This window comes from Pseudomonas sp. G(2018) (assembly GCF_005502415.1).
Taxonomy (GTDB): Bacteria; Pseudomonadota; Gammaproteobacteria; order Pseudomonadales; family Pseudomonadaceae; genus Aquipseudomonas.
This window is the reverse complement of the sequence record NZ_SCOO01000049.1, coordinates 1-23,734: the sequence shown is the minus strand read 5'-3', so window position 1 is coordinate 23,734 and position 23,734 is coordinate 1. Positions and strand designations below refer to the sequence as shown.

Genomic DNA, 23,734 nt, shown 5'->3' with positions numbered 1-23,734 from the left:
AACCGCAAAAAGGATGACGCCAATGAACGCCAAGATGCTTGTCCTGCTGTTGCTGCCGCTTGCAGGTTGCACCAGCACTTCCGAAACCCAGAACATGCCGGTGAATATTCTCACGGCCTCGCCGGCCAACGCCCAGGCCACCGACATGCCCAAGATCGAGCAGACCTTGCGCCCCAAAGATGTGCTGGACGTGATCTTCCACATCAGCACCAGTGGCTCGGATGCCTACCGCATTCAGTCCGGTGACCAGGTCGGCCTGAACTTCACTGCCGCCAGCCAGCTCAACGGCAATCAGTTGGTGCTGCCGGACGGCACGATTGAACTGCCGGGTGCCAACACCTCGGTGAAAATCGCCGGGCTGACCTCGGAAGAAGCACGCCAGGAAATCCAGCGCGCCTACAACCGCAAACAACTATTCCAGCCCAATCGCAATCAGTTGTCCGTGCAGGTCATCACCCCGCTGAGCAACGAGCAAAACCTGAAAAGCGCGCTGAACCACCCAGCCACCGGCATGAGCCGGGAGATCACCGTGGGCGCCGACGGCTATGCCAGTTTCCCGGAAATCGGCGCCGTGCCGCTGCAAGGCATGACCGTCAATCAACTGGAAGACTTCCTCAACCAACGCTACGCAAAACTGCCGGGACGGATGAGCGTCGATGTGCTGCTCAAATCCACCGCGGGCAACGAAATCTACGTCCTGGGCGAAGTCGGCCAACCAGGCTCCTATCCGATCCGCCGCCCGGTCTCAGTGCTTGAAGCCCTGACCCTGGCCCGTGGTTCCAACGTCAAGGCACGCCTGGATTCGGTGGTGATCATGCGCCGCAACGGCAATCAGGTCGAAGCCCGTCGTTATGACGTGGAAAAAGCCCTGTCCGGCGATGCCTCGCAGATCGCCTACCTGCAACCAGACGACATGCTCTACGTGCCCAAGACCAGACTGGCCAGCGCCGGCGAGCTCGCGCGGCAACTGGCGGACGTGGTGTTGTTCCAGGGTGTAGGCGTGAGTCTTGGCTACCGCCTCGACAACAAAGACGACGACAACTAACTCTCAGGTGACTTGATATGAATCCAAAAGAAAACTACCTGCACGAGTTCTTCAGGATCTTTTTCGCCAATAAACAATTGGTGAAACGCGTGTTCCTGGTCTTTGCAGTGATCGCCCTGGTCATGCTGCTGATACTCAAACAGAACTTCGATATCACCGCCCAGGTGATCGTGCAGTCGAAAAAACTCTCACAAGGTGACGCCACCACGTCGCTGAATCAGGAGAACGCCCAATTCATTCCGCCGTCACTGGCCGACATGGAAACCGAGAGCAACATCCTGCGTTCGCCCGCGTTGATTCGGCAGACCATCAGCGAACAGCGGGACAAGGGTGAGTACACCCCACCTCCCGGTGTGCTCAACAAACTGGTGTTCCAGCCGCTAAAAAAATATGTCAGCACTCCGTTGCGCGAGTACGTGATCAACCCGATGAAGTCTGCGCTGGGGATGGAGACCGATCCGGTGCGCGACACCGTGCTCGACGAGTTGACCCAACAGGCTATCGACAACTTTAAGATCGAAACCCTGCCGGGCTCCAACGTGATCTCGATCATCTACAGCTTCCCTGATCCGGCCCAGGGCACCAAGTTTGTTGCGGCGCTGCTGCAGAACTACCTGGTGAGCCGTCAGGCACTGCAATCGATCGACCTGCCGCAGAGCTTCTACGAAACCAAGAAGACGCAATATCAGGTGCGCCTCGACGGCCTGGAAAGCAACCGGCAGACGTTGCTGGGAGCGGTCGGCTCGTCCGATCCGAAGGAAGAGATCACCTTCCGCCTCAACGCCATCAACACCGAGGAGCAAGCGCTCAACCTGTACCGCGATCGCCTGCTGCAAAGCCAACGCTGGCTCGACTACCTGAAAACCAGCCTGGCCGCCGCCAAGGAGTCCAAGCTCAACGACTACACCTTCCCCTACACCTTCACCACCACCGTGGACAACGTCGCCTTCGAAGATCGCGAGATCAAACAGATGGGTGAGGCGCTGACCACCCAAGTCAGCCGCTACATGAATGACCTGGCGATCTTCCAGCCAAGCAGTGAACCGATGCTGCTAACCCGCGAGCAAATCGCCCGCACCCGCCAGCAGTTCCTCAAGGTGGTGAGCAACCGGATTCAGGAGCGAACCAACGACCTGGCAATTGTCAGCTCGGTGATCGACCAGAAGACCGCGCGCATCGCCGAGTTCAAGAACCGCATCCGCCAGTTGCAGGAAACCCAGAGCAAGCTGCGGCAGATGGACACCGAGATCGACGCCCTGCACGCGGCGTTCTCCACCTACGCCCAGCGTTTCGCCGAAAGCAGCACTTCCCGTTCGCTAGACAACGACCTGTCCAACGCCCGGGTCCTGAGCCCGCCGTTCGAACCGACCGAAGCGGCGTTCCCCAAACCGATACTGGTCATTCCTTTCGGGCTGTTTACCGGTTTGTTGTTGGCCATTGCCCTGGTCTACGTGCGTGAGTTCTTCGATCACCGCTTCAAACACCCAGCGCAAATCTCCCGTGAACTGGGCCTGCCAGTATTGTTGGTGATCAACGATCAGAACGCGGACTCGAACAACCCGCACAGGAATTGGGGTGTGCCACGCTTCGTGCATTGGGTGCGCAATTGAACGCGCAACTCCCATCCCCGAACAGTCGCTCGCTGCCGATCATTCATTTGCTCAGCAGCGGCGGGTTCTACGGGGCCGAGCGAATGTTGCTCGACCATTGCCTGGCGACACCGGGGCAACATCAGGTGCTGTTTCTCGATGCACCGTACGAGCTGCTCGCGCGGTTTCGCGAGGCCGGGGTGGACTGTCGCGGCTGCACCGGGCTGGGGGCGTTGCTGGCGCATTTGCGCCAGCGGCGGGCCGAGCGGCCGCTGATCAACACGCACAATTTCAAGGGCTTGCTGTTCGGCTGGGTCGGCGCAACCCTGTTGCGCCTGCCGCTGGTGATCACCCAGCACGGCTTCACGCCGCGCAGTCGCAAGCAAAAGTTCTACACCTGGCTGAGCTTGCAACTGTGCCGCACCGCCTCGGTTAACCGGGTGGTGTGCGTCGCCGAGAGTATTGCCACGTTGTGCCGTCAGGCCAGTGTGCGGGCGGAGAAACTGCAAGTGATCCCCAACGGCCTGCCCGCCAGCAACGATCTGCAGCCGCACAATGCGCAACGGCAGCGCTGGCTGGCCGGTTACGTCGGGCGCTTGAGCAGTGAAAAGGGTCCGGACCTGTTTCTCGATGCATTGATTCCCCTGTGCCAGCAGTACCCGCAACTGGACGCCGTGATGCTCGGCGACGGTCCGGAACGGGACAACCTGTTGGCGCGAATCAATGAAGCAGGTCTGCAGGAGCGCATCTCGCTGCCGGGCTATCAAACCGACATGCGCCCGTGGTGGCGGCAACTCGACGCGCTGGTGATCAGCTCGCGCACCGAAGGCACGCCAATGATTCTGCTCGAAGCCATGCAGGCCGGGGTGCCGGTGGTGGCGTTCGGCGTTGGCGGGATTCCCGATGTGCTGGAAGACCGGCACAACGGCATGCTGGCGCCCCCTGCCGACAGCGCCGCCCTCGCCCGCCAGATCGGCACCTTGCTGCGTGACCCGGCGCTGGCGCACGAGCTGATCGACAACGCAAGACGTACGCAACTGGATCGCTACGACCTCAAGGCCCTGGCCGAACACTGGTCGCAGCTTTATATCCGTACCGCACGGGAGGCACGCGCGTGATTATTCCTCTGTCGGTGGTCAGCCTCCTGGGGCTGGCGTGCCTGATTCTACTGGCCAGTCCCTGGCCGTTCCTGGCGCCTGGCGCGGTACTGGGCCTGGTCGGTGTGGCGATATTGTATCGACGCCCAGCCTGGGGGCTACTGGGGATCGCCGTGCTGGTGCCACTCGAAGGTCTGTTCAGGGACAGCACGCTATCCGGATCGAAACTCATCGGTGCCGCGCTGGCGCTGATCCTGACCCTGCAACTGGCCCTGCAACAACTGCCGCCCAATCGCTTGCGCAGCAACCTGTGGCGGTTTCTGATCTGGTTCATGGTGCTGTACTTTCTGAGTATGCTGCTGACCGACGACATGGGCATGTCCCTGGGTCACCTGCGCGAACTGAGTGTCGGTCTGTTGCTGTTCGTGATCACCTTGCTGATCGGCCGCGAACTGAACCTGATGATGTTCTGCCGGCTGACAACCCTCAGCGTGACGCTGACCTGCATCCTCGCGATGTTCTCCAGCAAGTATCAGGATCAAGGCCGCGCCGCCGGTCTGCTGGAAGACCCGAACGGCTTTGCGATGCTGATCGCCTTTGCCTTTCCGCTGGCACTGCTGCTGGTGCTCAAGAGCCCGAATCTGTTGCATAGGCTGTTCTGGATCGGTTGCAGCGTGCTGCTGCTGGGCGGCATGACCAAGACCCAATCCCGTTCCGGGCTGGTGGTGTTGTTCGTATGCCTGATGATTGGCCTCTACCATTACCGCGCCCACCTACCGCGCATTCGTCCGCGTCATCTGGGGTTTGCCATGCTCGGGGTGGCAATCCTGATTCCCCTGGCGATCTATGCGATGCCGGCCGGCTACATAGCGCGTATCCAGTCATTGAGTGTATTGAGTTCCGGCGCCAGCGGTCACCAGGACCAATCCCTCGGACGCCGTGCTTCGTACATCGTGGTCGGTGGCCAGATGATCCGCGAGAATCCGCTGCTCGGCTCCGGCCCCGGAACCTTCCCGCTGCACTACGCGACCACCGGCTACGCCAAGGCGTTCTCGGCCAACCGCAAGATCGGCGACTTGTACCGCCGCGCTCACAACACCTATGTGGAGATTTTCAGCGAAATCGGGATTCCGGCGGGGTTGCTGTTTGTCGGTCTGCTCGGAATGGGTCTGTTCAATATGCAGCGCGCCCGCAGTGCGTGGTTGAAGCGTCATGAATGGGAACAAGCCGATCTGATCACACACCTGGGCATGGGCTTGCTGTCACTGACCCTTTTCTTGATGTTCCTCAGTGCGCCGAACCAAAAGTACGTGTGGATCATGCTCGCCCTGACCAGCGTGCTGCGTTTGAAAGCCGAAGAAAGTCCAATTATGGAGGTCAAGGCATGAGCCGCATCAGTATCGTCATCCCGATGTACAACGAAGCCTCACACATCACCCGGACCCTGATCGCAGCGCAACACGCCGCCGATTCCGCCGGCATTGAATGCGAGTTGATCGTGGTCGACAACGGCTCCACCGATCAGGGACCGCAGATTGCCCGGCAGTTCGGCGCGCAGGTGCTGAGCATGCCCGGCCTGTTGATCGGTGCCCTGCGCAATCGCGGAGCGGCCGTCGCCTCTGGGGAATGGCTGGCGTTCATCGATGCCGATATCGAGATGCCCGAGGACTGGATCACGCTGCTGATGAAGATCGAGACAGCGGTCCAGGTCGATATTCTGGGGCTGGACCTGCACACCCCGGCCGAAGCCCCGTGGTACGCCAACGCCTGGCAACGACGCATGTTGCGCCCCAATGCCGAAACGGTGCAGTCCGTGCAGTGGCTGCCCAGCGCCAACCTGCTGATGCGCCGCCACTGGTTCGACAAGGTCGGTGGCTTCAATGAAAACCTGCGCACCGGCGAGGACAAGGACTTCACCATGCGCCTGGCCAACGCGGGCGCACGTCTGCTGTCGGTCAATCAAAGCGTTGCCCTGCATTGGGGCTACGAGGGCAGTTGGCGCGAATGGATGGGCAAGGAGTTCTGGCGCCAGGGCAGTCACCTTCAACTGCTGCGCAGCCATGGCATGACCCTGCGCTTGCTGCGCTTCCCGATGCTGTCGATAGCCGCCTGGGTGCTGGACATCGCCGCGATATTCGCCTTCGCCCACGGCCAGTGGCCGCTGTCGCTGATGCTGTTGTTGCTGACCAGCCTGCCGGCGCTGGTGTTGAGCTTGCGCCAGAGCCTGAAACACCGCGATTTCGGTTTGATCCTGCAACTGTGGGGCCTGCATTGGGTGCGCCTGCACCTGGCCGGCGCCGCGTTCCTTCTCAGTCTGTGTCAATGGAATGCCAGGAGGCCTGCCCGTGGCTGAATTCATTTTCTGGTTGTGCCTGTTGCTGCCGGTGTACGCCTACCTGGGTTACCCACTGCTGCTGACGGTCGCTGGGCCGTTTTTTCCTCGACACAGACCTGCGCCCCTGCCTGCGCAACGGGTCAGCGTGGTAGTTGCCGCGCACAACGAGGAACGTAATATCGAGAACAAACTGCGCAATCTGCTGGCCCAGGACTATCACGCCGCCAGCCTGCAGATCATCGTCGCCAGCGACGGCTCCACCGATCAGACCGTGGCCCTGGCGCGCAGCTTCGACGACCCGCGCATCGAGGTGCTCGACCTGCCGCGCCAAGGCAAGAACAGTGTGCTCAACGCCGCTGTCAGTCGCTGCACTGGCGATATCTTGGTGTTTACCGATGCCGATGTTCACTGGTACGACGGCACCTTGCAGTTGCTGCTGGCGCCGTTTGCCGACCCTGAGGTCGGTGGTACCGTCGGCAACATGAACATCCCCGTCCCTGGCTCAGGCCTGAGCCTGGGCGAAAGCCTGTACCGCCACTACGAAGCCTGGCTGCGTCGGGTAGAAAGCCGCACCGGCTGCACGGTCTCGGCCGACGGTGCTCTGCAGGCGTTGCGCCGCGAGCTGTACCAACCGATTCCAGCCCTGGTCAACGACGATTTCTTTATCAACACCTGCGCACCGGTCACGGGCAAGCGCGTCGTCTATGTCGACGACGCCAAGGTGCTCGATCAAGGTGTGGACGAGGCCCACCGACAGTTCAGCCGCCGCCAGCGCGTCACCGTCGGCGGCCTGATCAGCCTGGCGGCCCGGCGTGAGCTGCTCAACCCGCTGCGCCATGGCCTGTACGCCATCGCGTTGATCAGCCACAAGCTGATCCGCCGGCTGGCGCCGGTGCTGTTGCTGCCCTTGCTATTGGCCAACCTTTGGCTGCTCGATGAGCATGGCTTCTACAGCCTGACCCTGACCGCCCAGTTGCTCGGCTACGCCTTCGCCGTGGCCGGCCTGCTGGACGTGCGTCACCGCTTGCCCAAACCATTTCGCCTCGCCGCGTTTGTGCTGGTGACCCTGGCCGGCATGATCGTCGGACTGTGGCAGTTCTTGCGCGGGCACAGCTACAACCAATGGAACCCCGACCAGACCCGATGAGCGCCTGACATGCCGATCAAGACCAGTATCAAGACCAGTATCAAGACCCGTATCAAGCGTGCCAGCGGCTGGTTGTACCTGAACTCTCCCCTGGGCAGCCGTCAACTGCGAGGCGCCGGGGTGATCCTGATGTTGCACCGGGTACTGGCCGACGACCACAGCGCCGAGCTGCCGCACCGCAACGAATTGTGCGTTGGGCCCCAGGCCTTCGAACGGATGCTGCGCTGGTTGCAGCAGCATTTTGACTGCGTGCACCTGATGGACTTGCTCAAGGCCCATGAGCACCCCGCATGCGACGGCCGCCCCAAGGTCGCCCTGACCTTCGATGACGGCTGGCGCGACACTGCGCTCAATGCCTTCCCCTTGCTGCAGCGCTACAACGTGCCGGCGAGCATCTTCCTGTCCACTGATTACATTGGCAGCCGCCAGCGCTTCTGGTGGGAAAGCATTGGCGAAACCCTGTGGGGTAGCCACGGCGAGCGGGCCCGGAGGCAATTGAACGACAGCCTGCGACAAACTGGTCGGCCGCTGCCGAGGCCCTTCGATGAGCTGGATGTGGAGCGTCGCAGCCTGGCCTTGCTGCATTTTCTGCAAAGCCTGAAAACCCTGAGCCCTGAGGACCTGAATCGCCTGACCGATGAATGCCCGGACGAGTCATTACCCCAGGCGCTGGACTGGCATCAGGTGCGCTCGCTCGAAGCCTCCGGGCTCGTGCGTTTTGGCCCTCATGGCGCTAGCCATGCGATCCTCACCGGCCTCGACGATCAACGTTTACATGAAGAGTTGAGCCGTAGTCGCGATGCCCTGCTCAATGGCTGCAACCGACCGCTGCCAGTCTATTGCTACCCCAACGGCGACAACGATGCGCGGGTGCGCCAACAGGTCGCCGACCACGCCTTCCCGTTCGCCCTGGGCACAGGCACCGGGATTTATCGTGGCACCGTCGACCCGTTGAACTTGCCACGGTTCGGCGTCAGCCAGCGTGTGGCGCTTAACCCGCAGCTGCTGTCATGGCGTCTTTATCGCGGGGCACACGCATGAGCCGCAGCAGCTACCTCAAACACCTGGCCCTGAGCATGGGCACCAAACTGGCGATGATCGCCCTGCGCCTGCTGCGCAACGTGTTGCTGGCGCGGATTCTCGGGCCGAGCGAACGCGGCCTGTTCGCCCTGCTCAGCACCTTGCCCGACCTGATCAGCGCCGCCACCAGTGGCGGGCTGAATTCAGCGGTGGGTTATCAGGCGGCCAAGCAACGGCCCATGGGTCTGTTGCTGAGTCAGGTGTTGGTATTCGGTTGTCTGCTGGCCGGTTTGCTGACCTTGCTGGTGGTGGCGCTGACCCGTGAGTTCGGCAACGAACTCGACATCACCACGCAACTCGGGCTGCTGGCCTGGCTGTTGTTGCTGGCGGTGCCGCTGACCGTACTCAAGAGCGGGCTGCTGACGTTGCACAACGCCTCGGGCGGCGTGGTGGCGTTCAATGTCTTGCGCCTGATCGAGTCGCTGGTGCCGCTTTTGCTGTTTCTCGCGTTGTTCTGGATGTGGAAAAGCGCCGCCCTCGAAGCCGCGCTGATCAGCTGGCTGGCGGGAATCAGCCTGGTGGTGCTGGTCGGCTGGCTGTGGCTCAAGCGCAATCAACCGCTGACCCTGCAATGGGACCGCAGCAGCCAGAACGAACTGCTGCGTTACAGCGCCCGCAGCCATCCCGACCTGCTGTTCCAGCAAGTAATCCTGCGCTCCGACTACCTGTTCATCGGCGCCCTGCTCGGCAGCACCGCGCTGGGTCATTACGCCATGGCCAGCGCCGCCGCCGAATTGTTGCTGATCGTCCCGGAAGCGGTGACCACGCCCTTGATGAAGCGCCTGTTGCAACAGGAAGAAGGCATCGAAAAAGTCACGCCGCTGGCCCTACGCCTGACGGCCACGGTGATGCTCGGTGCGTGCCTGACCATGGCGGTGATCGGCGAATGGTTGATCGTCACCTTGTTCGGGGTCGCCTATCAGCCGGCCTATCCAGCCTTGGTGGCGCTGCTGCCGGGGCTGCTTGGACTTTGCTATGCGAGCATCCTGCGCCTGGATCTGCTGGGCAAGAACCGGCCCGGTTCGATTTCGCTATTGATGGGCCTCGGTGCCTTGCTCAACCTCGCGCTGAACCTCTTATTGATTCCGGCTTATGGCATCGTCGGCGCGGCGGCGGCATCGTCCATCGCCTATATGGCAGTGACCCTTGCGTTGCTGGTGATGTATTGCCGGTTGAGCGGTGTCCCGATCTGGCAAACCCTGATCATCCTACCCAGCGATGTGGCACCGATGATGCAGATATTGCAACGGAAGTCGGTATGAAACGCCTTGCCCTGTTATTGAGCCTGGGCCTGTCGCTCGACACTTGGGCGGCGCCCGTGCGTTGGGCCGACATCCGCGACGGCAGCCTGTACCTGCAACCGGATCACCCTGACACGGTGACGGTTCGTTGGGCTCCGGCGTGGCAAGCAGACGCCAACGAAGAACGCCTGTACCTGCTCGACGGCCAAGGTAAACTTCAGGGCGAACGCCTGATCGCCGCCAGTGAATCGAGCGGCACTCAGCGCTGGTCATTGGCGCCAGGCGCCGCCAGCTATCAACTGGAGATTCCGGGCTACAGCTTCCGCCGCTACACGGTCGAACACGACGAGCGCACGGTGGCACTGTTCGCCCCGGCCAAAGTGCATTTCAGCGCCGAGACCCGCGACGGCGATGAGTTGTTTTTCAAGGTAGCACCGGGTGAACATGCGGTACTCGCCGGCAAGTTCCACGGTGGCGTCAGCACCTTGCAAGCGCAGCGCGTGGGCGACGGCAAGCAAGTATCGGTGGCACTGAAACCGTATCGCGCCTATTGGCAATTCGATAAGGTCGAGTTGCCCGTCGCCAAAGAAGAACAGGTCTGGCGCCTGCGCTTGCAAGGCAGCGGCAAAGTCGCGTTCTGGCTGGACGGCACCGCGAACCTGTTCGGGAAGAACCCACAGCAGCTCAAACCGCTGCGCGAAGACGACGGCCAAACCCACCTGACCTTACACGACAAAGTCCTGGGCAACACGCCGTACCTGGGCATCGCCCTGCCCTACGTGATGCCGCCGACCTCCAGCTACGCCGTGCTCGATGCGCTCAAGCCGCAGGCAGGCGCTTATTACAGTTTCGTCGACATCACCGCGAAACGGCCGTACTACGAAGACGGGTTCCGCCAGCTGTATCAGGAGCGCTTCGGTATCACCCGGGACATCACGCTACTGGCCGGCAGCAATCGCAAGTCCGATCTGCGAGCCGACACCACGAGCAACGCCGGCCTCGACGCCTGGCTCGCCGCTACCCGCGCCCTGGGTGGCAAAGGTACGCATTACATCGCTTTCGCCGATGAGCCGAACCTCAACTATCCGGACTACTCCAACTACCAGAGCCTCTTCAACAGCATGGCCCGGCAGGTGCGCAGCAACCCCGACAACGCCAAGGCCGGCGTGCGCATCGCCATGCCTGCCAGCACGCGGCTGATCAACGGCCCCCTCGCCGACAACGCCGCCAACAAGCGTGGCATCGACTGGGCGAGGCGTTTGCTGGCCGAATCCGGCGATCAGGTCGATGCGCTGGCCTGGCACGAATGGATGGTCCGCGACCTGCTGGCGACCCGGGTCTATCGCGACAGCGTGCGCCGCGCCGCCGACTTGGTGGGGCTCGATGCTCACGGCCAGCCTCGCAAGGCCTTGCTGCTGGACCAGACCAACATGTCCCCCGGTTCCCACCTCAGCCCTTACGATCAGGAAACCCACTTCGCCTCGTTGTGGTGGGCCTCGGTAGTCATCAACTCGTCCCAGGACGGTTTGCTGGAGATGCTCAACTGGTTCCAGGCTGCCGACGAGCCCGAATACCCCAAGGGCATGGTGCGCGTGCATGGCGACAACAATTTCGAACTCAAACCCGTCGGCCTCGCCCAGCAATTCATCCAGCAGCATTGGCTGCAGCGTGTGATGTACCTGGAAAACAATGCTTTTGAAGTCGACGTACTGGCCATGGCCGAGGCGGAAAAGCGCAGCCTGCTGGGGGTCAACAAGGGTTCGCGTTTGCAGCGTGTCGAACTGACTGGCGCGCGCTGCCCGCTGACCAATGGATCACTGCGTTATTTCGGCGCGGATAACCGCAGCCGCGACGCACCTCTGAATTGCAACGACGGTCGCGTGAGCTTCGAGCTGCCAGGGCAAACGCTCTTCGCCCTGACCTGGAGGTCCTAGTGACCGCCGCTCTACTGTTTGGCAGCGCAGGCATTGTGCCGCGCGCTGGATCACTCCACTTTCGGGCCAACCCGTCAGGAGCCAACACCATGAGTGCTTTGCAGAAGCTCAGTAACCACATCAGACAAAAAGGCCTGCGGGCCACTTTGAAAAAAATATGGAAGCACTTCGTGTTTTCTCACGAAGAACTGATTTGGATGGAGCGCGATCTTGTCAGCCCGGTGCCACCGCACAGACTCAAGCCATACCCGCCGTTGCAGATCGTCGCCATTACACCGCACAACACCGCGGCGTTTACCCGCCACTTCGGCGACCGCGTGGCGACCATGACCGAACTGGCCAAAGAGGGTCACACCGGCCAGATGCACCTGGACGAAAACGGTGATGCGGTAGCGTTCATCTGGGGCGCCTCGCGCGACTACCACGACCGTCACTACTACGGTTGCTGGTTCCGGGTGAAGGAAGGCGAGTTTTTCGAGTTCGGCGGTGAATTGAGCCGGGGCTATTGGGGCACGAAGCTGTCGATGGATCTGCAAACGGAACTGTGGAAAGCCATGCACGCACAGGGCTGCAACAAGGTGGTGGACGTGTGCGAGTGGCACAACGTCCCGGCCCTGAAACTGCACATACGCACGGGATACAAGGAACAGGGGCGAATCATGAACGTGTATGAACTGTTTGGCCGCTGGCGTTTTTATCGCGAAACCCGCTACACCGGCTCGCGCCTGGATGCCTTGCGCAAACCGGAACGACCCACCGTGAAAACTGAGGTAGCCTGAACCCATGACAGTGCGATTTGAATGGCGGACGTCGCTGTGCGCCGCAGATTTTCCCGCAGCGGCCTATGAGGCGCTGCGCCTGCAAGTGATGGACCACACGCCGTTCAACACGCTGGCCTGGATGTCTGCATCGGAACACGCCCTGAGGGCCGGCGAACGCTTGCACGTTCTGCTCGGCTGGCAGGGGCACCAACTGGTCCTGTGCCTGCCCCTGGTGGCGTCCGTCGAGCGCTTCGGCGGACTGCCGTTTCGGGTCCTGCATCACCTCGGATATCCCCTCGCCGACCGCCTCGCGCTGCTCGCCAGCCTGGACGCCGAGGACATGGGCAAAGCGTTGACGCAGATTCGTCGTCGACTGCCCCATGCTTTACTGCAACTCAATGAATTTTGCGAACCGCCAGGCGCCGCCAGCGCCCTGAGCGAATGGATGGGCCATAGCTCCACTGCTGAACGCCGACTCAGTTGTCGCGTGCCGGTGCACCTGATCAGCGACGCCGACCATCAGGAAGTCTCCGGCGACCCGCGCTACAAACTGCGCCGGGCACGCAAACGCATTGCCGCCTGTGGCGCGCAAGTGCGGCGCATCACCCCCGACGCCACGACCATGGGGCCGTTGCTCAAGGTCATCGGCGAAGTCGAAGCGGTGAGCTGGAAAGGCGATGAAGGCGTGGGCATTTTTGCCGACGAGCGCCACCGCCAATGGATGGACCGCGCCTTCACCGCCCTCGCCGCTCAAGGGCTGGTGCGCGTGGTGGTGCTGGAGCTGGAGCTGGACGAGCGTTGCATCAGCTATCGCCTGGGCTTGCTGGAACAGGGCCGGCTGTACGATTACAACCTGGCGTTCCTGCCGCAACACGCCGACCTGGGCAGTGGCCGGGTGCTGCTCGAAGAATGGATTCGCTGGGGCCTGGATGACCACTGGCACTGGATCGATGCGTCGCGGGTCAGCCTGGAAAACTCCAGCCATCAACTGCATGAACGCATGACCGGGCAACTGGAACACTGGCGCTGGAGCTTCTACTCCTGGCGCCCGAGCGGCCTGGCCCTGGGGCTTGCCCAGCGGGTCTGGTACCGCATCAAACCCATTTTGCAGCAATGGCGGGCCCGGCGCGCGACAGCGTCCAGCGCTCCTGCACCCGCCGCAACGCCTGTGCCTGTCTCCGGGCCCAAGCCGCCTGCAGCCACCGACAAACACCTGGAGGGTAAACATGCCACGCCAAGTCATAGTCAACGCTGACGATTTCGGCCTCAGTGCCTGCGAAAACGCGGTGATCCTGGGGGCTTTCCAGGCCGGGATCATCAGTTCCGCCACCGCCATGGCCAACATGCCGGCCTTCGAAGCGGCCTGTGCCTTGGCCCGGCATCCGTTATTGGAAGGACGCATCGGCCTGCACTTCAACCTCACTTACGGCCATCCGGTAAGCAGGCGCATTCTGACGCGCCGTACCTTCTGCGACAGTGCCGGCGTGTTCGACCTCAACCTGTCCCGCACCCGCCTCTGGCTTGGTCACCAGGATCGCCTGGCGGTGGAGGAAGAACTCGAAGCCCAATGGCAACGCTGCGTGGATAACGGCGTGCGCCCCAGCCATCTGGACTCCCATCAACACGTGCACAACATCTGGCCCATCGGCGAGATCGTCGCGCGCTTCGCCGCCCGCCAGGGCGTTCCCGTGAGGCTGGCGCGCAATTTGGGGCAAAACCTGAGCCTGCCCAAGCGCATCTTCAAGCTATTGCTCAACCATCGTCTGAACAGCCTGGCCGGGGCCACCGCCGACTACGTCTGCACCCCGGTGGATTTGCGCAACGCCGCACCACCCAACGATGGCCTGCTGGAGATCGTCGCCCATCCCAATCAACTCGGCGCCGATTTCGGCGATGCCTACCTGGATCAGGGCGAGTCGTTGAGTGCACTGCTGGAGCAGCGTTTGCCGGGTGTGCCGAGGGTCGCCTACGGCGCTGCCGGTCGCACCTTCGGCAGTCGCGCAGAAACGGTGATGGAGTAGCCCTGCAGGCACCGATCCACCCCCCGCAAAAAGCCCCACTCCGGTACCCCGGAGCGCGGCTTTTTGGCGCCGGAAAAACCGTGTCAATACTGAAACACATATTGAAACAAATTGCTGATAAAGGCGCCTCCTTGCCACATCCAGCGTGATCTATACCCAACAGTACCTTCACCCAAAGCATGGCCAATCCCGGCCAAGGAGGGCTTCATGAGCCTGATCGGCAAACTCCGCGAACGAATCAAACAAAAAGGCCTGAGCCGCACGTTCGGCACGCTGTGGAAACGCTATGTGTTCTTCCACTGGGAGTTGTTGTGGATGGAGCGTGACCTGGTCAGCCCGGTACCACCACACAAGCTGCGTCCCTACTCCGGCGTGCGCCAGGTCATCATCACCCCGGAAAACACCACGGCGTTTGCCAAACACTTCGGTGACCGTGTGCAAACCATGGCCGAGCTGGCTGCCGAAGGTCACACCGGACACATGTATGTCGATGAAAACGGTGATGCGATCGGGTTCATCTGGGCCAGTACTCGCGACTACCACGACCGCCACTACTACGGCTGCTGGTTCCCGGTCAAAACTGGTGAATTCTTCGAATTCGGCGGCGAAATGATCCGTGCCTACTTCGGCAGCAGCCTGTCGGTGGATGTGCAGATCGCCCTGTGGGAAACGATGGCAGCCCAGGGCTGCAACAAGGTGGTGGATGTCTGCGAAACCCACAACATCCCGGCACTAAAGCTGCACATCCGCATGGGCTATCACGAACAGGGACGCGTCACCCACGTCTACGGCCTGTTCGGTCGCTGGCGCTTCTTCCGCGAAACCCGCTACACCGGCTCACGCCTGGAACCGCTGCGCAAACCGGGACGGCCGGTGGTGACGGCGGCGCAGGCTTAATTTCCCTTCAGGAAATATGAGGCAGTGGTACCGCCATCGCGAGCAAGTCGGATCGCATCCAAGACGTGCCGCCTATGCAAGTAAGGGAGCCTGGATATGCGCGCAGAGAAGCGGTTTGATTCGCTGGATAGTTTCAGGGGGCTGATGGCCGTTTCGGTGATGATCTATCACTTGCGCATCAGCGGCAGCTTTACAGAATGGACGTTCTTTCGCCATGCCGATGTCTTTGTGTCGTTCTTTTTTGTACTCAGTGGCTTTGTCCTGACACATGCCTATGGCAAATCCGTGCAATTCAATTTCCGGAGATTCTTCATCACTCGGACCTTTCGCTTGTTGCCGCTGCACCTCTTCATGTTGGGCGTTTTCATACTGTTGGAGTGCGGCAGGTATATGGCTGCGCAAAAAGGTATGGAGTTCAACAATGCGCCATTTTCCGGAAAGTTTGCCCCGGCTGAAATTCTGCCCAACGCGCTGCTATTGCAATCCTGGACGTACTTGACCAATCCACTGTCGTTCAACTTTCCGTCCTGGAGCATCAGTATCGAGTACTACACCTATATGATTTTCGCCGTGATCCTGAGCATTGCGTTCGGCGTCAGGACATGGGTATGGGCGGCGATGGTCTGCGTGTCCCTGGCGCTGATGTATGCAGGCAATACCTTCTTTACCATCGAGTCGCTGCGGGGCCTCGCCTACTTTTTCACCGGCTGCCTGGCATATGTCGTGTACCTGAAGCTACCCCATCCGGGCCAGGCCAGGTCCTGGTTGCTGACAGCGCTTGAAGTGCTGGCGGTTGCTGCAGCGCTGGTATTCGTGGTCAGTGATTTTGCAGCCAAGGCGCTGCTGGCCAGCCCGTTGTTCGGTGTCATCGTTGTGATATTCGCCTTTGATGGCGGGGCAGTGTCGCGGTTGTTGGGGAAACGGTTCTTCGGTTTTCTTGGCAAGTTGTCTTATTCCATCTACCTGACCCACGCGGCCATTCTGTTCTGCGTCGTGTCGGCATTCATGGTGGCGAAAAAGGTCCTTGGCGTTGACATCGCACCGATGATCGACGGGAATCGCTACCTGGACACCGGTGATGCGCTGCTCAACAACATCATCGCTTTACTGGTGGTGGGATTGGTTGTTCTACTGTCGATGTTCACTTACCGGTATGTCGAAATGACCGGGCAAGCGCTTGGTCGAACGCTGGCCAACAAACCAGCGCACGGAAGTCCTGTGTTGAGGCCTGATGCGGACTGAATGGCGGGTTGTCGTGGGGTGACGTTGAAATGCTTGGCAAGGAATGTTGCATGCCTGCAAAAAGTCAGGTGACCCAATCCAGCCCCGACAGTCCTGGCAATACATCCCTCAGCGTTTCACCGCCACCAACGTAAAACACATCGGCAACTGCGCCTCCCGCTGTTGGTAACGGTCGTACAGTTCCTCACGATTGGAATGCGGGTATTCCTTGAAATGGCGGATGTTCAGACCCGCCGCGAGGGCGCCGTTGAAGATGGCGCCCAGGGTGTGGACGAACCAGTACGACGGCGCGGCCTGTTCTTCGACCTTACCTTCGTAGACGATCGGCTCGGTCTGCACGAAAGGCTCGTTGCGAAAATACGAACTGGCAAGGGCGAAGGGATCGGCACCTTCCGGGTCGAACATTTCCAGAAACGGATGGGTTTCGTACACCACCAGCGCCCCACCCGGCTTCAGTGTCTGCGCCACATGGCGGAAGAATTCACCAATGTCCGGCATCCAGTTCAATACGCCGATGGTGATCAACGCCAGGTCGAAACGGCTCTGTAACTCAAGCGGCAAACGGTGAATATCGGCCTCGATGAATGCAGGCTCATGGGGTGAGCGTGACGTCAGTTCCCGCGCCTGGTCGAGAAACGCTGCGGACTGGTCGACACCGACCACCTGCCGGGCGCCCAGGGCGAACAGCGACAGGCTTTCGCGGCCGTTGTTGCAGCCCAGTTGCACCACATCCTTGCCATCGACACCAACCTCGCTCAGTACAGCGGTCAGGGTGTCATCCAGGCAGGTAAAATCCGCACGGGCCACAGTGTTCAAGAGACGCTGCCACTCAGGGCTGTCCTTGTGGTGACGGGCGGAGTCGTTCCAGGCATCGCGGTTGCTGGCGATGGCTTGTTCTTTTGTCGGCATTTCCATTGCACATGTCCAAATCGAATGTTTGACCCACGACTGTAGCAGCTGACGAAGCCTGCGCTTCCACAAGGGGCGCTATAGTTAATGACCTTGGGGATATGCGCGAAAACCGATGTCACAGGTGCTGCCATGAACAAGACCGAACAGATGCTGTTGCTTGCCCTTTGCCTGACCGCCGCCACCTGTGCACGGGCGGACGACAGCCCGATGCAAACCGAGCAGTCGAGCAGTGAATTCAACTATTACGGGGCCGATCAACCCTTCGCCCACCCCGCCCCTCCTTCGCTGAGCACCGTGCCGCCGGGGTCGTATATCCCGACATCGCCCCAGACGTTCATCCCGGTTTCCAGCGAGCACGTGTTCTCCGACTCACGGTTGCCCACGGTGGCCGACGCCACCGTTCGCGTGTTCATCCGCACCTACGATTCGGAGCGCGGCGTCTACGTGAACCAGGAAGTCATCGACCCGAGGTGCATGCTGGCCTGCCCGAGCACTCCAGGTCCTGCTTTGTAATTGCTCTTACCTTGCAGCTTGAAGCTTGCGGCTCGCAACTGCTCCTCTACCACTGCCGTTTGTCCGGGCGCGCAAGGCCGAGCTTTTCGATCCGGTAGCGCAGCATGTCGCGGCTCAGGCCCAGCAGCCGTGCGGACTTGGTAACGTTCCAGTCGGTCTTGTCGAGCATCTTGCGCACCATGTCGCGTTCGACTTCCGGCAGGTTCATCGACTCGGTGCCGTTGTAAGCCGCGCGTGGTTCGCTGGGTGGCAGCTCGTGTTGATACGGCGGCGGTTCATCCACCAGGCTCATGCAGACATTCAGCTGATGGGCGGCGACGATGTCGCTTTGCGCCAGCAGCACGGTCTGCTCCAGCATGTTGCGCAACTCGCGCACGTTGCCCGGCCAGTTGTAGTTGAGCAGCAACTCTTCGGCCTGTTCGCTGAAACGCAAATGCGGTTTGCCATAGCGTTTGCCGTGGGTCCCCAGAAAGTGCCGGGCCAGCAACAGGATGTCTTCCCCGCGGGCATACAAGCGCGGCACCTTGATCGAGATGATGCGCAGGCGGAAAAACAGGTCGCGCCGAAACTTGCCCTGCTGGACCATTTGTTCGAGGTTGCAATTGGTGGCGCTGATCACCCGCAGATCGACTTTGCGCTCCTTGACCGAACCGACCCGGCGGATGGTCCGGTCTTCCAGCAGCTTGAGCAGCTTGGCCTGCAACAGCAGGTCCATTTCCCCCACTTCATCGAGAAACAGCGTGCCGCCGTCAGCCGCTTCCACCAGCCCGACGCGACGATCCTTGGCGTCGGTAAAGGCACCCTTCTCGTGACCGAACAGCTCCGACTCCACCAGGTTGGAGGGAATCGAGGCGCAGTTGAATTCAATGAACGGACCTTTGGCGCGCGGGCCGTCGAAATGCAGGGCACGGGCCACCAGCTCCTTGCCGGTGCCTGTCTCGCCTTCCACCAGCACCGGTGGCAAGTCGGAGTTGGCCATCCGGCGCTCGGCGTCGAGCAACTGGGCGATGGTGCCTTTGAGGTAGACCATCGGCGCCGATTCGCCGATCAGCGCCTGCACCCCGGATTTCTGCGCTTCGCGTTCCTGATAGAACGACAGCGTGCGCTCCATCCTTTCAGTGGCCAGGGCCTTGTCCAGCAGCAGCTTGAGTTCCGGCAGCGCCACGGGTTTGGTCACGTAGTGGAACGCGCCTTCCTTCATCGCCACCACGGCGTCCTCGACATTGCCGTAGCCGGTCATCATGATCACTTTCAGTTCCGGTGCCCTAATGCGCAGCTTCTGGATCAGGTCGTGACCACTCATGCCGGGCAACGAGTTGTCGGTCAGCACCACGTCGGGAGCGAAGGTCCACAATTGCTCAAGTGCGTCTTCAGCCGAGTGGCAGACCGTCACCTCGAAGTCTTTGCGCTCAAGGTACGTCTGGATATTCTCGGCGAGGAGTTCATCATCCTCGACCAGCAGTATGCTGCGTTCCATATTCCCCTCCCGTTGCCACTTTAAAATTCAGACAAACGCGGGTTCCTTCCTGCTCCTGGCTGGTCAGTTGGACCGAGCCTTCGAAACGCTCCATTATTCTTTTGACCAGCGCCAGGCCCACGCCCAGCCCACCTTCTTTGGTGGTGAAGAACGGCTTGAAGACCATTTGCTGTTGCTGCTTGGTCATGCCCTTGCCGGTGTCGTTGAGGATAACGCTCACCTGACCGGGGACCGGTGTTTCAATATCGATACTCAACACGCCGCCGGTGGGCATGGCTTCCAGGGCATTGGCGAACAGGCTATTGAGAATTTGCGTGAGCAGCACTTGTTGGCTGACGACCGGTGGAACACTTTTGAGCGTGAAGCGCACTTCGACGTTCGAACGCTTGATCAGCGATTCGAAGGCACCCAGGGCATCGTCGATGGTCAGCACCAGGTCGACATGTTCGAGTTCATCATTGACCGGTCGCAACGACACCAGCAACTCACGGACCCAGCGCGACATGCGGTCGACCTGGCTGATGATGTCGCCGATGTTTTTCTGCGCGGTCTGGCTGGCGATTTCCTGGGCCAGTTCGGCGCTGGATCGGATATTGGCCAGCGGATTGCGCAGGCTGTGGGCCACCGCCGAGGACATTTCCCCCAGGGCGACAAAGGTTTCATTGGCGACCAGTTGTTTTTGCTGGCTCTGCAGCAACATGGCCCCGCGGCGCACGATCCAGAACAGGCCCAGGTAAATCGCCGCCCCGCCGAGCAGGGTCGCCAGCCAGATTGCCTTGAACCCGCGCTGGATGCGTTCCACCAGGTCCGCCGGCTCCTTGTAGATTTCCACCATGGCAATCACTTTGCTTTTGTCGGCGTTGAACATCGGGATGTAGTTCTCGATGAACAGGTACTGCGGTTCATGGAGCAAGCGTTGCTCGGGGCGCTCCTCATCGATTTGGTGATAACTGGTGGATACGGCCTCTTTCATATCGAAGGACTCGTCCAGCTCATCGTCGTCTTCGATACGCACGCCGATCAGCTCCGGGTTGGTCGACCAGACCACCGTGCGATCGAGGGCGTACACCGTGGCCAGCAGAATGTCCGGCAGGTGTTCCACATGGTCGAGAAACTCGACGCGCGAGGAAGCACGGGTCGCCGGATCGACATCCGGGTAAGCGTTTTCATCCCGTGGGTCGAGCATTTCGCCCATGGTCCGTTTCGGGTTGATCTGGGCGTGGCGAATTTCCGCATCGCCAATGGCCTGTATGAATTGCGCGGTGAGCATCGAGTCGCGTTCGATGCTCTCTTCCACCACGAAGCGCGTGGAAATGTAACCCAGCCCCAGCGCTACCGCGGCGATGATGAAAAAGCTCGCCAGGGAGAACCAGCGCACCAGATTGAACGGCGGTCGCCACTCCTTGCCTCCTGTCGCCGGGGGGGGCGGCGCAGGTACTTTTTGTTCTTCCAGTATCTGCATGGGACGGTCCTGGTTACGAGTCTTCAAGCCTTTTCAGCCGCGTTTCGGATCAGTGTAGGTGGCATTGCCCAGGACTGACGGTCGAGCGTGTGTTATTTCGCCACTATTGCACCCGAGACTTGCCGGGGGCCGCGATTGCGTGATGATGTTCAGGATCTTCGTTGCCGGCCAAAGGGGTTGAAGACGGATGTTGGCGATCGGTTTCCTCCTGTAAAAAGTCGATGATCGACTGCGCGGACTTTTCATCCATTCGCAGGTTGGGCATCGGTATCTTGTCGAAGCGTTCGAACAGCTCCATGGCAATCGGGTCTTTTTCTGCGAGCATGCGGTCCGGCTCACGGATCCAGCGGCTGAGCCAGGCCGGATCGCGTCGTCGGGTCACGCCGATCAGGTCCGGGCCGATGCTGCGCAGGCCGATGCCCTGCCCGTCCAGGGGACCGAGGCTGTGGCACGAAGCGCAACGGGTGCGAAACAGTTCTTCGCCGTTGCTCGGTGGACGGATCTCGGGGGCGTTGGCGTAGCTTTCTGCAAGACTCGGTTGTTTCCAGTTATGCAAAGTGTTGGCCAGTTGATCCGCCAGAATCCACGGGTTCTCGAAGGGTGAGGCTTTCATCCAGCGACCGGTTTGCTGGTTGCCGACAATCAGGCTCAGGTTGTGGTCCTTGCTGCGACCGTTGTCCACGCCTTCGATGAACAATCCGAGCTTTTGCCGCAACTCGGTGACATCGGCGAACTCCCCGGTGAGGAACTGCCAGCCCGGCCCGACCTGGAAAAGCTGCGAATAGGCCTTGAGTACCGCAGGGGTATCACTCAAGGGGTCGATGCTGATGGAGTAGAAAAATATGTCCTTGCCGACCCGGTCGCCGAGCAGTTTCTGCACCTGGCGCAGGCGCGCGGTTTCCAGCGGGCAGGAATCGCTGCACGAGGTGAAGATAAAATTGATCACCACCACCTTGCCCTTGATCAGGTCATCGAAAAAATGCACCTGCCGACCGTCCTGATCGGTCAGCAGGGTGTTGGGGAAATAGTCGCCCCCCCACGGGGTGGCGGAGTCGACGATGGCTGTTTCCACAGGTGCCGCGGCGGGGATGGGCGCGGGTGTCGACGGCGTCGGTTTGTCGATCAGCAGCTGGCTGACCAGCAAACCGGTGACCAACAGCAGCACCAGGTGCATACCCAAGGCACGTGAGCGTGGTGAGTGCAGATTCATGTCGACACCTTGGTCCCGAGCGTCAACAACCACGTGAAGGGAGCGCGCGCGCTTCTGTCCATCACCAGCCGCCTCATATGCGTGAAGGGGGTAATGGTGCTTTTGCAAAAGCCTCGCCAATTTGTAGCTGCTTTACTCAATGACGCTGATAGCCCACAAAACAAAGGCTTATCAACATCAATGCGCCATGACGGGGAAAACCGATTGGGGAATAGCACCCGCTAGCGGGGAAAGTTCACCCCCAACTTCAGGGAACCAACTTGAACGACAGACGCACACGGGTGCCCTCACCCTCTCGACTGTCGAGGGTCACGGCGCCGCCAAAACGCTCCATGATCCGTTTGACCAGGACCAGCCCGACACCGAGCCCGCCCTGCTTGGTGGTGAAAAAGGGGCGGAACGCCATTTTTCGTTGTTCTTCGGTCATGCCTTTGCCGGTGTCGCTGACCACTGCGCACACGCCACGGGCATCGGTCGGCTCCAGGGTGATGGCCAGCGTCCCGCCCTCGTCCATGGCCTCCAGCGCATTGGCCAGCAAACTGTTGAGGATTTGTGTCAACTGCACCTGCTGGCTCAGCACCATGGGTGTCTCTTTGGGCTCGAATATCACATTGATCCGGGCCTTGGCGATCTGTTGCTCGAAAGCCATGAGGCTGTCGTGCAAGGCCGCCACCAGATTGACCGGTTCGGCATCGTCATTGATCGGTCGCAAGGACTGCAGCAACTCCCGCACCCACTTCGACATGCGATCGACCTGGCCGATAATGTCGCTGATGTTCTTGTGCGCCGCGCCACTGTCGAACTCCAGTGCCAGTTCGGCGCTTGAACGAATAGTCGCCAGAGGATTGCGCAAGCTGTGGGCCACCGCCGAGGACATCTCGCCCAGGGCGACGAAGGTCTCATTGGTGATCAATTGCTTTTGCTGGGTCGCCAGCAGGTTCGCCGCACGGCGCACGATCCAGTACAGTCCGAAATAAATCAGGCCACCGCCCAGGGCCGTGGCCAGCCAGATCAGCACCAGCCCGCGTTCCATGCGGTTGATCAGGTCCTTGGGTTCCTTGTAGATCTCGACCATTGCCGTGACGTTCTTGCCATCGGCAGCAAACAGCGGAATGTAGTTCTCGATGAAGATGTATTCCGGCGGCGTAATGAACTTCTGCTCCATGCGCGTCTTGTCCACATCGTGGTAGCTGGCCGACACCGCGGTCTTTGAAGCGAAGGCCTCGTCGAGGTCCTCGTCGGCATGGATCGTGGTGCCCATCAACGCCGGGTTGGTCGACCAGATCACCATGCGGTCGGGGGCATAAATGTTGGCGAGGATCACATCCGGCAGGTGTTCGATGTGGTCGAGGAATTCACCACGGGCATTGGCGCGGGCCATCGGATCGACGTCGGGAAAGTCGCGGTCCTTGCGCGGATCGAGCAGCTCGCCCATGGTCCGCACATTGGGAATCGCCACATGGCGCACCTCGGCCGAGGCAATCGCCTGAATGAACTGCGAGGTCAGTAACGCATCGCGCTGCACGCTTTCGGTAATCACGAATTTGGTCGACACCGAACCCAGTGCCACCGCCACCGTGCCGATCACCGCCATGCTAATAAGTGAAAACCAGCGCAGCAGATTGAACGGCTGTTTGCGCGTACTCAGGCGAATATCGCCCTTGTCGGACTCGAGTGTTTTTTCCAGCGTGGTCATGGACATTCTTCTCGGACAACCCCTATAGGGTTATAGCCCACTGCCGGCAGTTTGCCCGGCTTCAGACTGCCGCAT

At 60.7% G+C, this 23,734-nt stretch carries 20 protein-coding genes; 15 read left to right on the top strand and 5 right to left on the bottom strand.

Features of this window, described 5'->3' with window-relative positions:
- Window positions 1-22 precede the first annotated feature (22 nt).
- The 14 genes from FFS64_RS28790 to FFS64_RS28725 all read left to right on the top strand — a co-directional run bounded on the left by FFS64_RS28790 (window position 23) and on the right by FFS64_RS28725 (window position 16,389).
- The gene (locus FFS64_RS28790) at window positions 23-1,045 is read left to right on the top strand and encodes a polysaccharide biosynthesis/export family protein (RefSeq protein ID WP_137808138.1); all 1,023 of its coding nucleotides are present in this window, start codon (window positions 23-25) and stop codon (window positions 1,043-1,045) included.
- 17 nt (window positions 1,046-1,062) lie between these two features.
- The gene (locus tag FFS64_RS28785) at window positions 1,063-2,655 is read left to right on the top strand and encodes a Wzz/FepE/Etk N-terminal domain-containing protein (protein ID WP_137808137.1); all 1,593 of its coding nucleotides are present in this window, start codon (window positions 1,063-1,065) and stop codon (window positions 2,653-2,655) included.
- Complete coding sequence (locus FFS64_RS28780; protein ID WP_171017155.1) at window positions 2,640-3,752, top strand: glycosyltransferase family 4 protein; 1,113 nt, start codon at window positions 2,640-2,642, stop codon at window positions 3,750-3,752. Before FFS64_RS28785 ends, FFS64_RS28780 begins: the two co-directional genes overlap by 16 nt.
- Window positions 3,749-5,119 (top strand): O-antigen ligase, encoded by a 1,371-nt coding sequence (locus FFS64_RS28775; RefSeq protein WP_137808135.1) that lies wholly within the window; start codon window positions 3,749-3,751, stop codon window positions 5,117-5,119. The genes FFS64_RS28780 and FFS64_RS28775 overlap by 4 nt, the downstream gene beginning before the upstream one ends.
- The gene (locus FFS64_RS28770; RefSeq protein ID WP_137808134.1) at window positions 5,116-6,084 is read left to right on the top strand and encodes a glycosyltransferase family 2 protein; all 969 of its coding nucleotides are present in this window, start codon (window positions 5,116-5,118) and stop codon (window positions 6,082-6,084) included. The genes FFS64_RS28775 and FFS64_RS28770 overlap by 4 nt, the downstream gene beginning before the upstream one ends.
- On the top strand, window positions 6,077-7,213 hold the full coding sequence (locus FFS64_RS28765; protein ID WP_137808133.1) for a glycosyltransferase family 2 protein: 1,137 nt from the start codon (window positions 6,077-6,079) through the stop codon (window positions 7,211-7,213). The genes FFS64_RS28770 and FFS64_RS28765 overlap by 8 nt, the downstream gene beginning before the upstream one ends.
- A 9-nt stretch (window positions 7,214-7,222) precedes the next feature.
- Window positions 7,223-8,254 (top strand): polysaccharide deacetylase family protein, encoded by a 1,032-nt coding sequence (locus tag FFS64_RS28760; protein WP_137808132.1) that lies wholly within the window; start codon window positions 7,223-7,225, stop codon window positions 8,252-8,254.
- The gene (locus FFS64_RS28755) at window positions 8,251-9,555 is read left to right on the top strand and encodes a lipopolysaccharide biosynthesis protein (protein WP_137808131.1); all 1,305 of its coding nucleotides are present in this window, start codon (window positions 8,251-8,253) and stop codon (window positions 9,553-9,555) included. The genes FFS64_RS28760 and FFS64_RS28755 overlap by 4 nt, the downstream gene beginning before the upstream one ends.
- Complete coding sequence (locus tag FFS64_RS28750; RefSeq protein ID WP_137808130.1) at window positions 9,552-11,468, top strand: hypothetical protein; 1,917 nt, start codon at window positions 9,552-9,554, stop codon at window positions 11,466-11,468. Before FFS64_RS28755 ends, FFS64_RS28750 begins: the two co-directional genes overlap by 4 nt.
- Before the next feature lie 89 nt (window positions 11,469-11,557).
- Window positions 11,558-12,247, top strand: coding sequence for an N-acetyltransferase (locus FFS64_RS28745; RefSeq protein ID WP_137808129.1), 690 nt, complete (start codon window positions 11,558-11,560; stop codon window positions 12,245-12,247).
- Window positions 12,248-12,251: 4 nt separating this feature from the next.
- The gene (locus tag FFS64_RS28740) at window positions 12,252-13,484 is read left to right on the top strand and encodes a GNAT family N-acetyltransferase (RefSeq protein ID WP_137808128.1); all 1,233 of its coding nucleotides are present in this window, start codon (window positions 12,252-12,254) and stop codon (window positions 13,482-13,484) included.
- Window positions 13,456-14,250 carry a ChbG/HpnK family deacetylase gene (locus FFS64_RS28735; protein WP_137808127.1) on the top strand — a complete coding sequence of 265 codons (795 nt, stop codon included), beginning with the start codon at window positions 13,456-13,458 and terminating at the stop codon, window positions 14,248-14,250. Before FFS64_RS28740 ends, FFS64_RS28735 begins: the two co-directional genes overlap by 29 nt.
- Before the next feature lie 207 nt (window positions 14,251-14,457).
- Complete coding sequence (locus FFS64_RS28730; protein WP_137808126.1) at window positions 14,458-15,147, top strand: GNAT family N-acetyltransferase; 690 nt, start codon at window positions 14,458-14,460, stop codon at window positions 15,145-15,147.
- Window positions 15,148-15,243: 96 nt separating this feature from the next.
- Window positions 15,244-16,389, top strand: a complete 1,146-nt coding sequence (locus FFS64_RS28725) for an acyltransferase (protein ID WP_137808125.1) — start codon at window positions 15,244-15,246, stop codon at window positions 16,387-16,389.
- Window positions 16,390-16,497: 108 nt separating this feature from the next.
- Here the strand turns inward: FFS64_RS28725 and FFS64_RS28720 are convergent, their stop codons facing one another.
- Complete coding sequence (locus FFS64_RS28720) at window positions 16,498-17,304, bottom strand: bifunctional 2-polyprenyl-6-hydroxyphenol methylase/3-demethylubiquinol 3-O-methyltransferase UbiG (RefSeq protein WP_137808124.1); 807 nt, start codon at window positions 17,302-17,304, stop codon at window positions 16,498-16,500.
- A 126-nt stretch (window positions 17,305-17,430) separates the two neighbouring features.
- Here FFS64_RS28720 and FFS64_RS28715 point away from each other — a divergent pair, with 126 nt between their 5' ends.
- Window positions 17,431-17,814: a hypothetical protein gene (locus FFS64_RS28715; protein WP_137808147.1), complete on the top strand. Its 384-nt coding sequence runs from the start codon at window positions 17,431-17,433 to the stop codon at window positions 17,812-17,814.
- A gap of 46 nt (window positions 17,815-17,860) precedes the next feature.
- On the opposite strand, the gene FFS64_RS28710 is transcribed toward FFS64_RS28715, so the two are convergent.
- From FFS64_RS28710 to FFS64_RS28695, 4 genes are all read right to left on the bottom strand, one after another.
- Window positions 17,861-19,291 (bottom strand): sigma-54 dependent transcriptional regulator, encoded by a 1,431-nt coding sequence (locus tag FFS64_RS28710; RefSeq protein WP_137808123.1) that lies wholly within the window; start codon window positions 19,289-19,291, stop codon window positions 17,861-17,863.
- Window positions 19,260-20,753 (bottom strand): ATP-binding protein, encoded by a 1,494-nt coding sequence (locus FFS64_RS28705; RefSeq protein ID WP_137808122.1) that lies wholly within the window; start codon window positions 20,751-20,753, stop codon window positions 19,260-19,262. Before FFS64_RS28705 ends, FFS64_RS28710 begins: the two co-directional genes overlap by 32 nt.
- A gap of 103 nt (window positions 20,754-20,856) precedes the next feature.
- A complete protein-coding gene (locus FFS64_RS28700) occupies window positions 20,857-21,963 on the bottom strand; it encodes an SCO family protein (protein ID WP_137808121.1) in 1,107 nt (368 codons plus the stop codon).
- A 247-nt stretch (window positions 21,964-22,210) separates the two neighbouring features.
- Window positions 22,211-23,659, bottom strand: coding sequence for an ATP-binding protein (locus FFS64_RS28695; RefSeq protein ID WP_137808120.1), 1,449 nt, complete (start codon window positions 23,657-23,659; stop codon window positions 22,211-22,213).
- Window positions 23,660-23,734 lie beyond the last annotated feature (75 nt).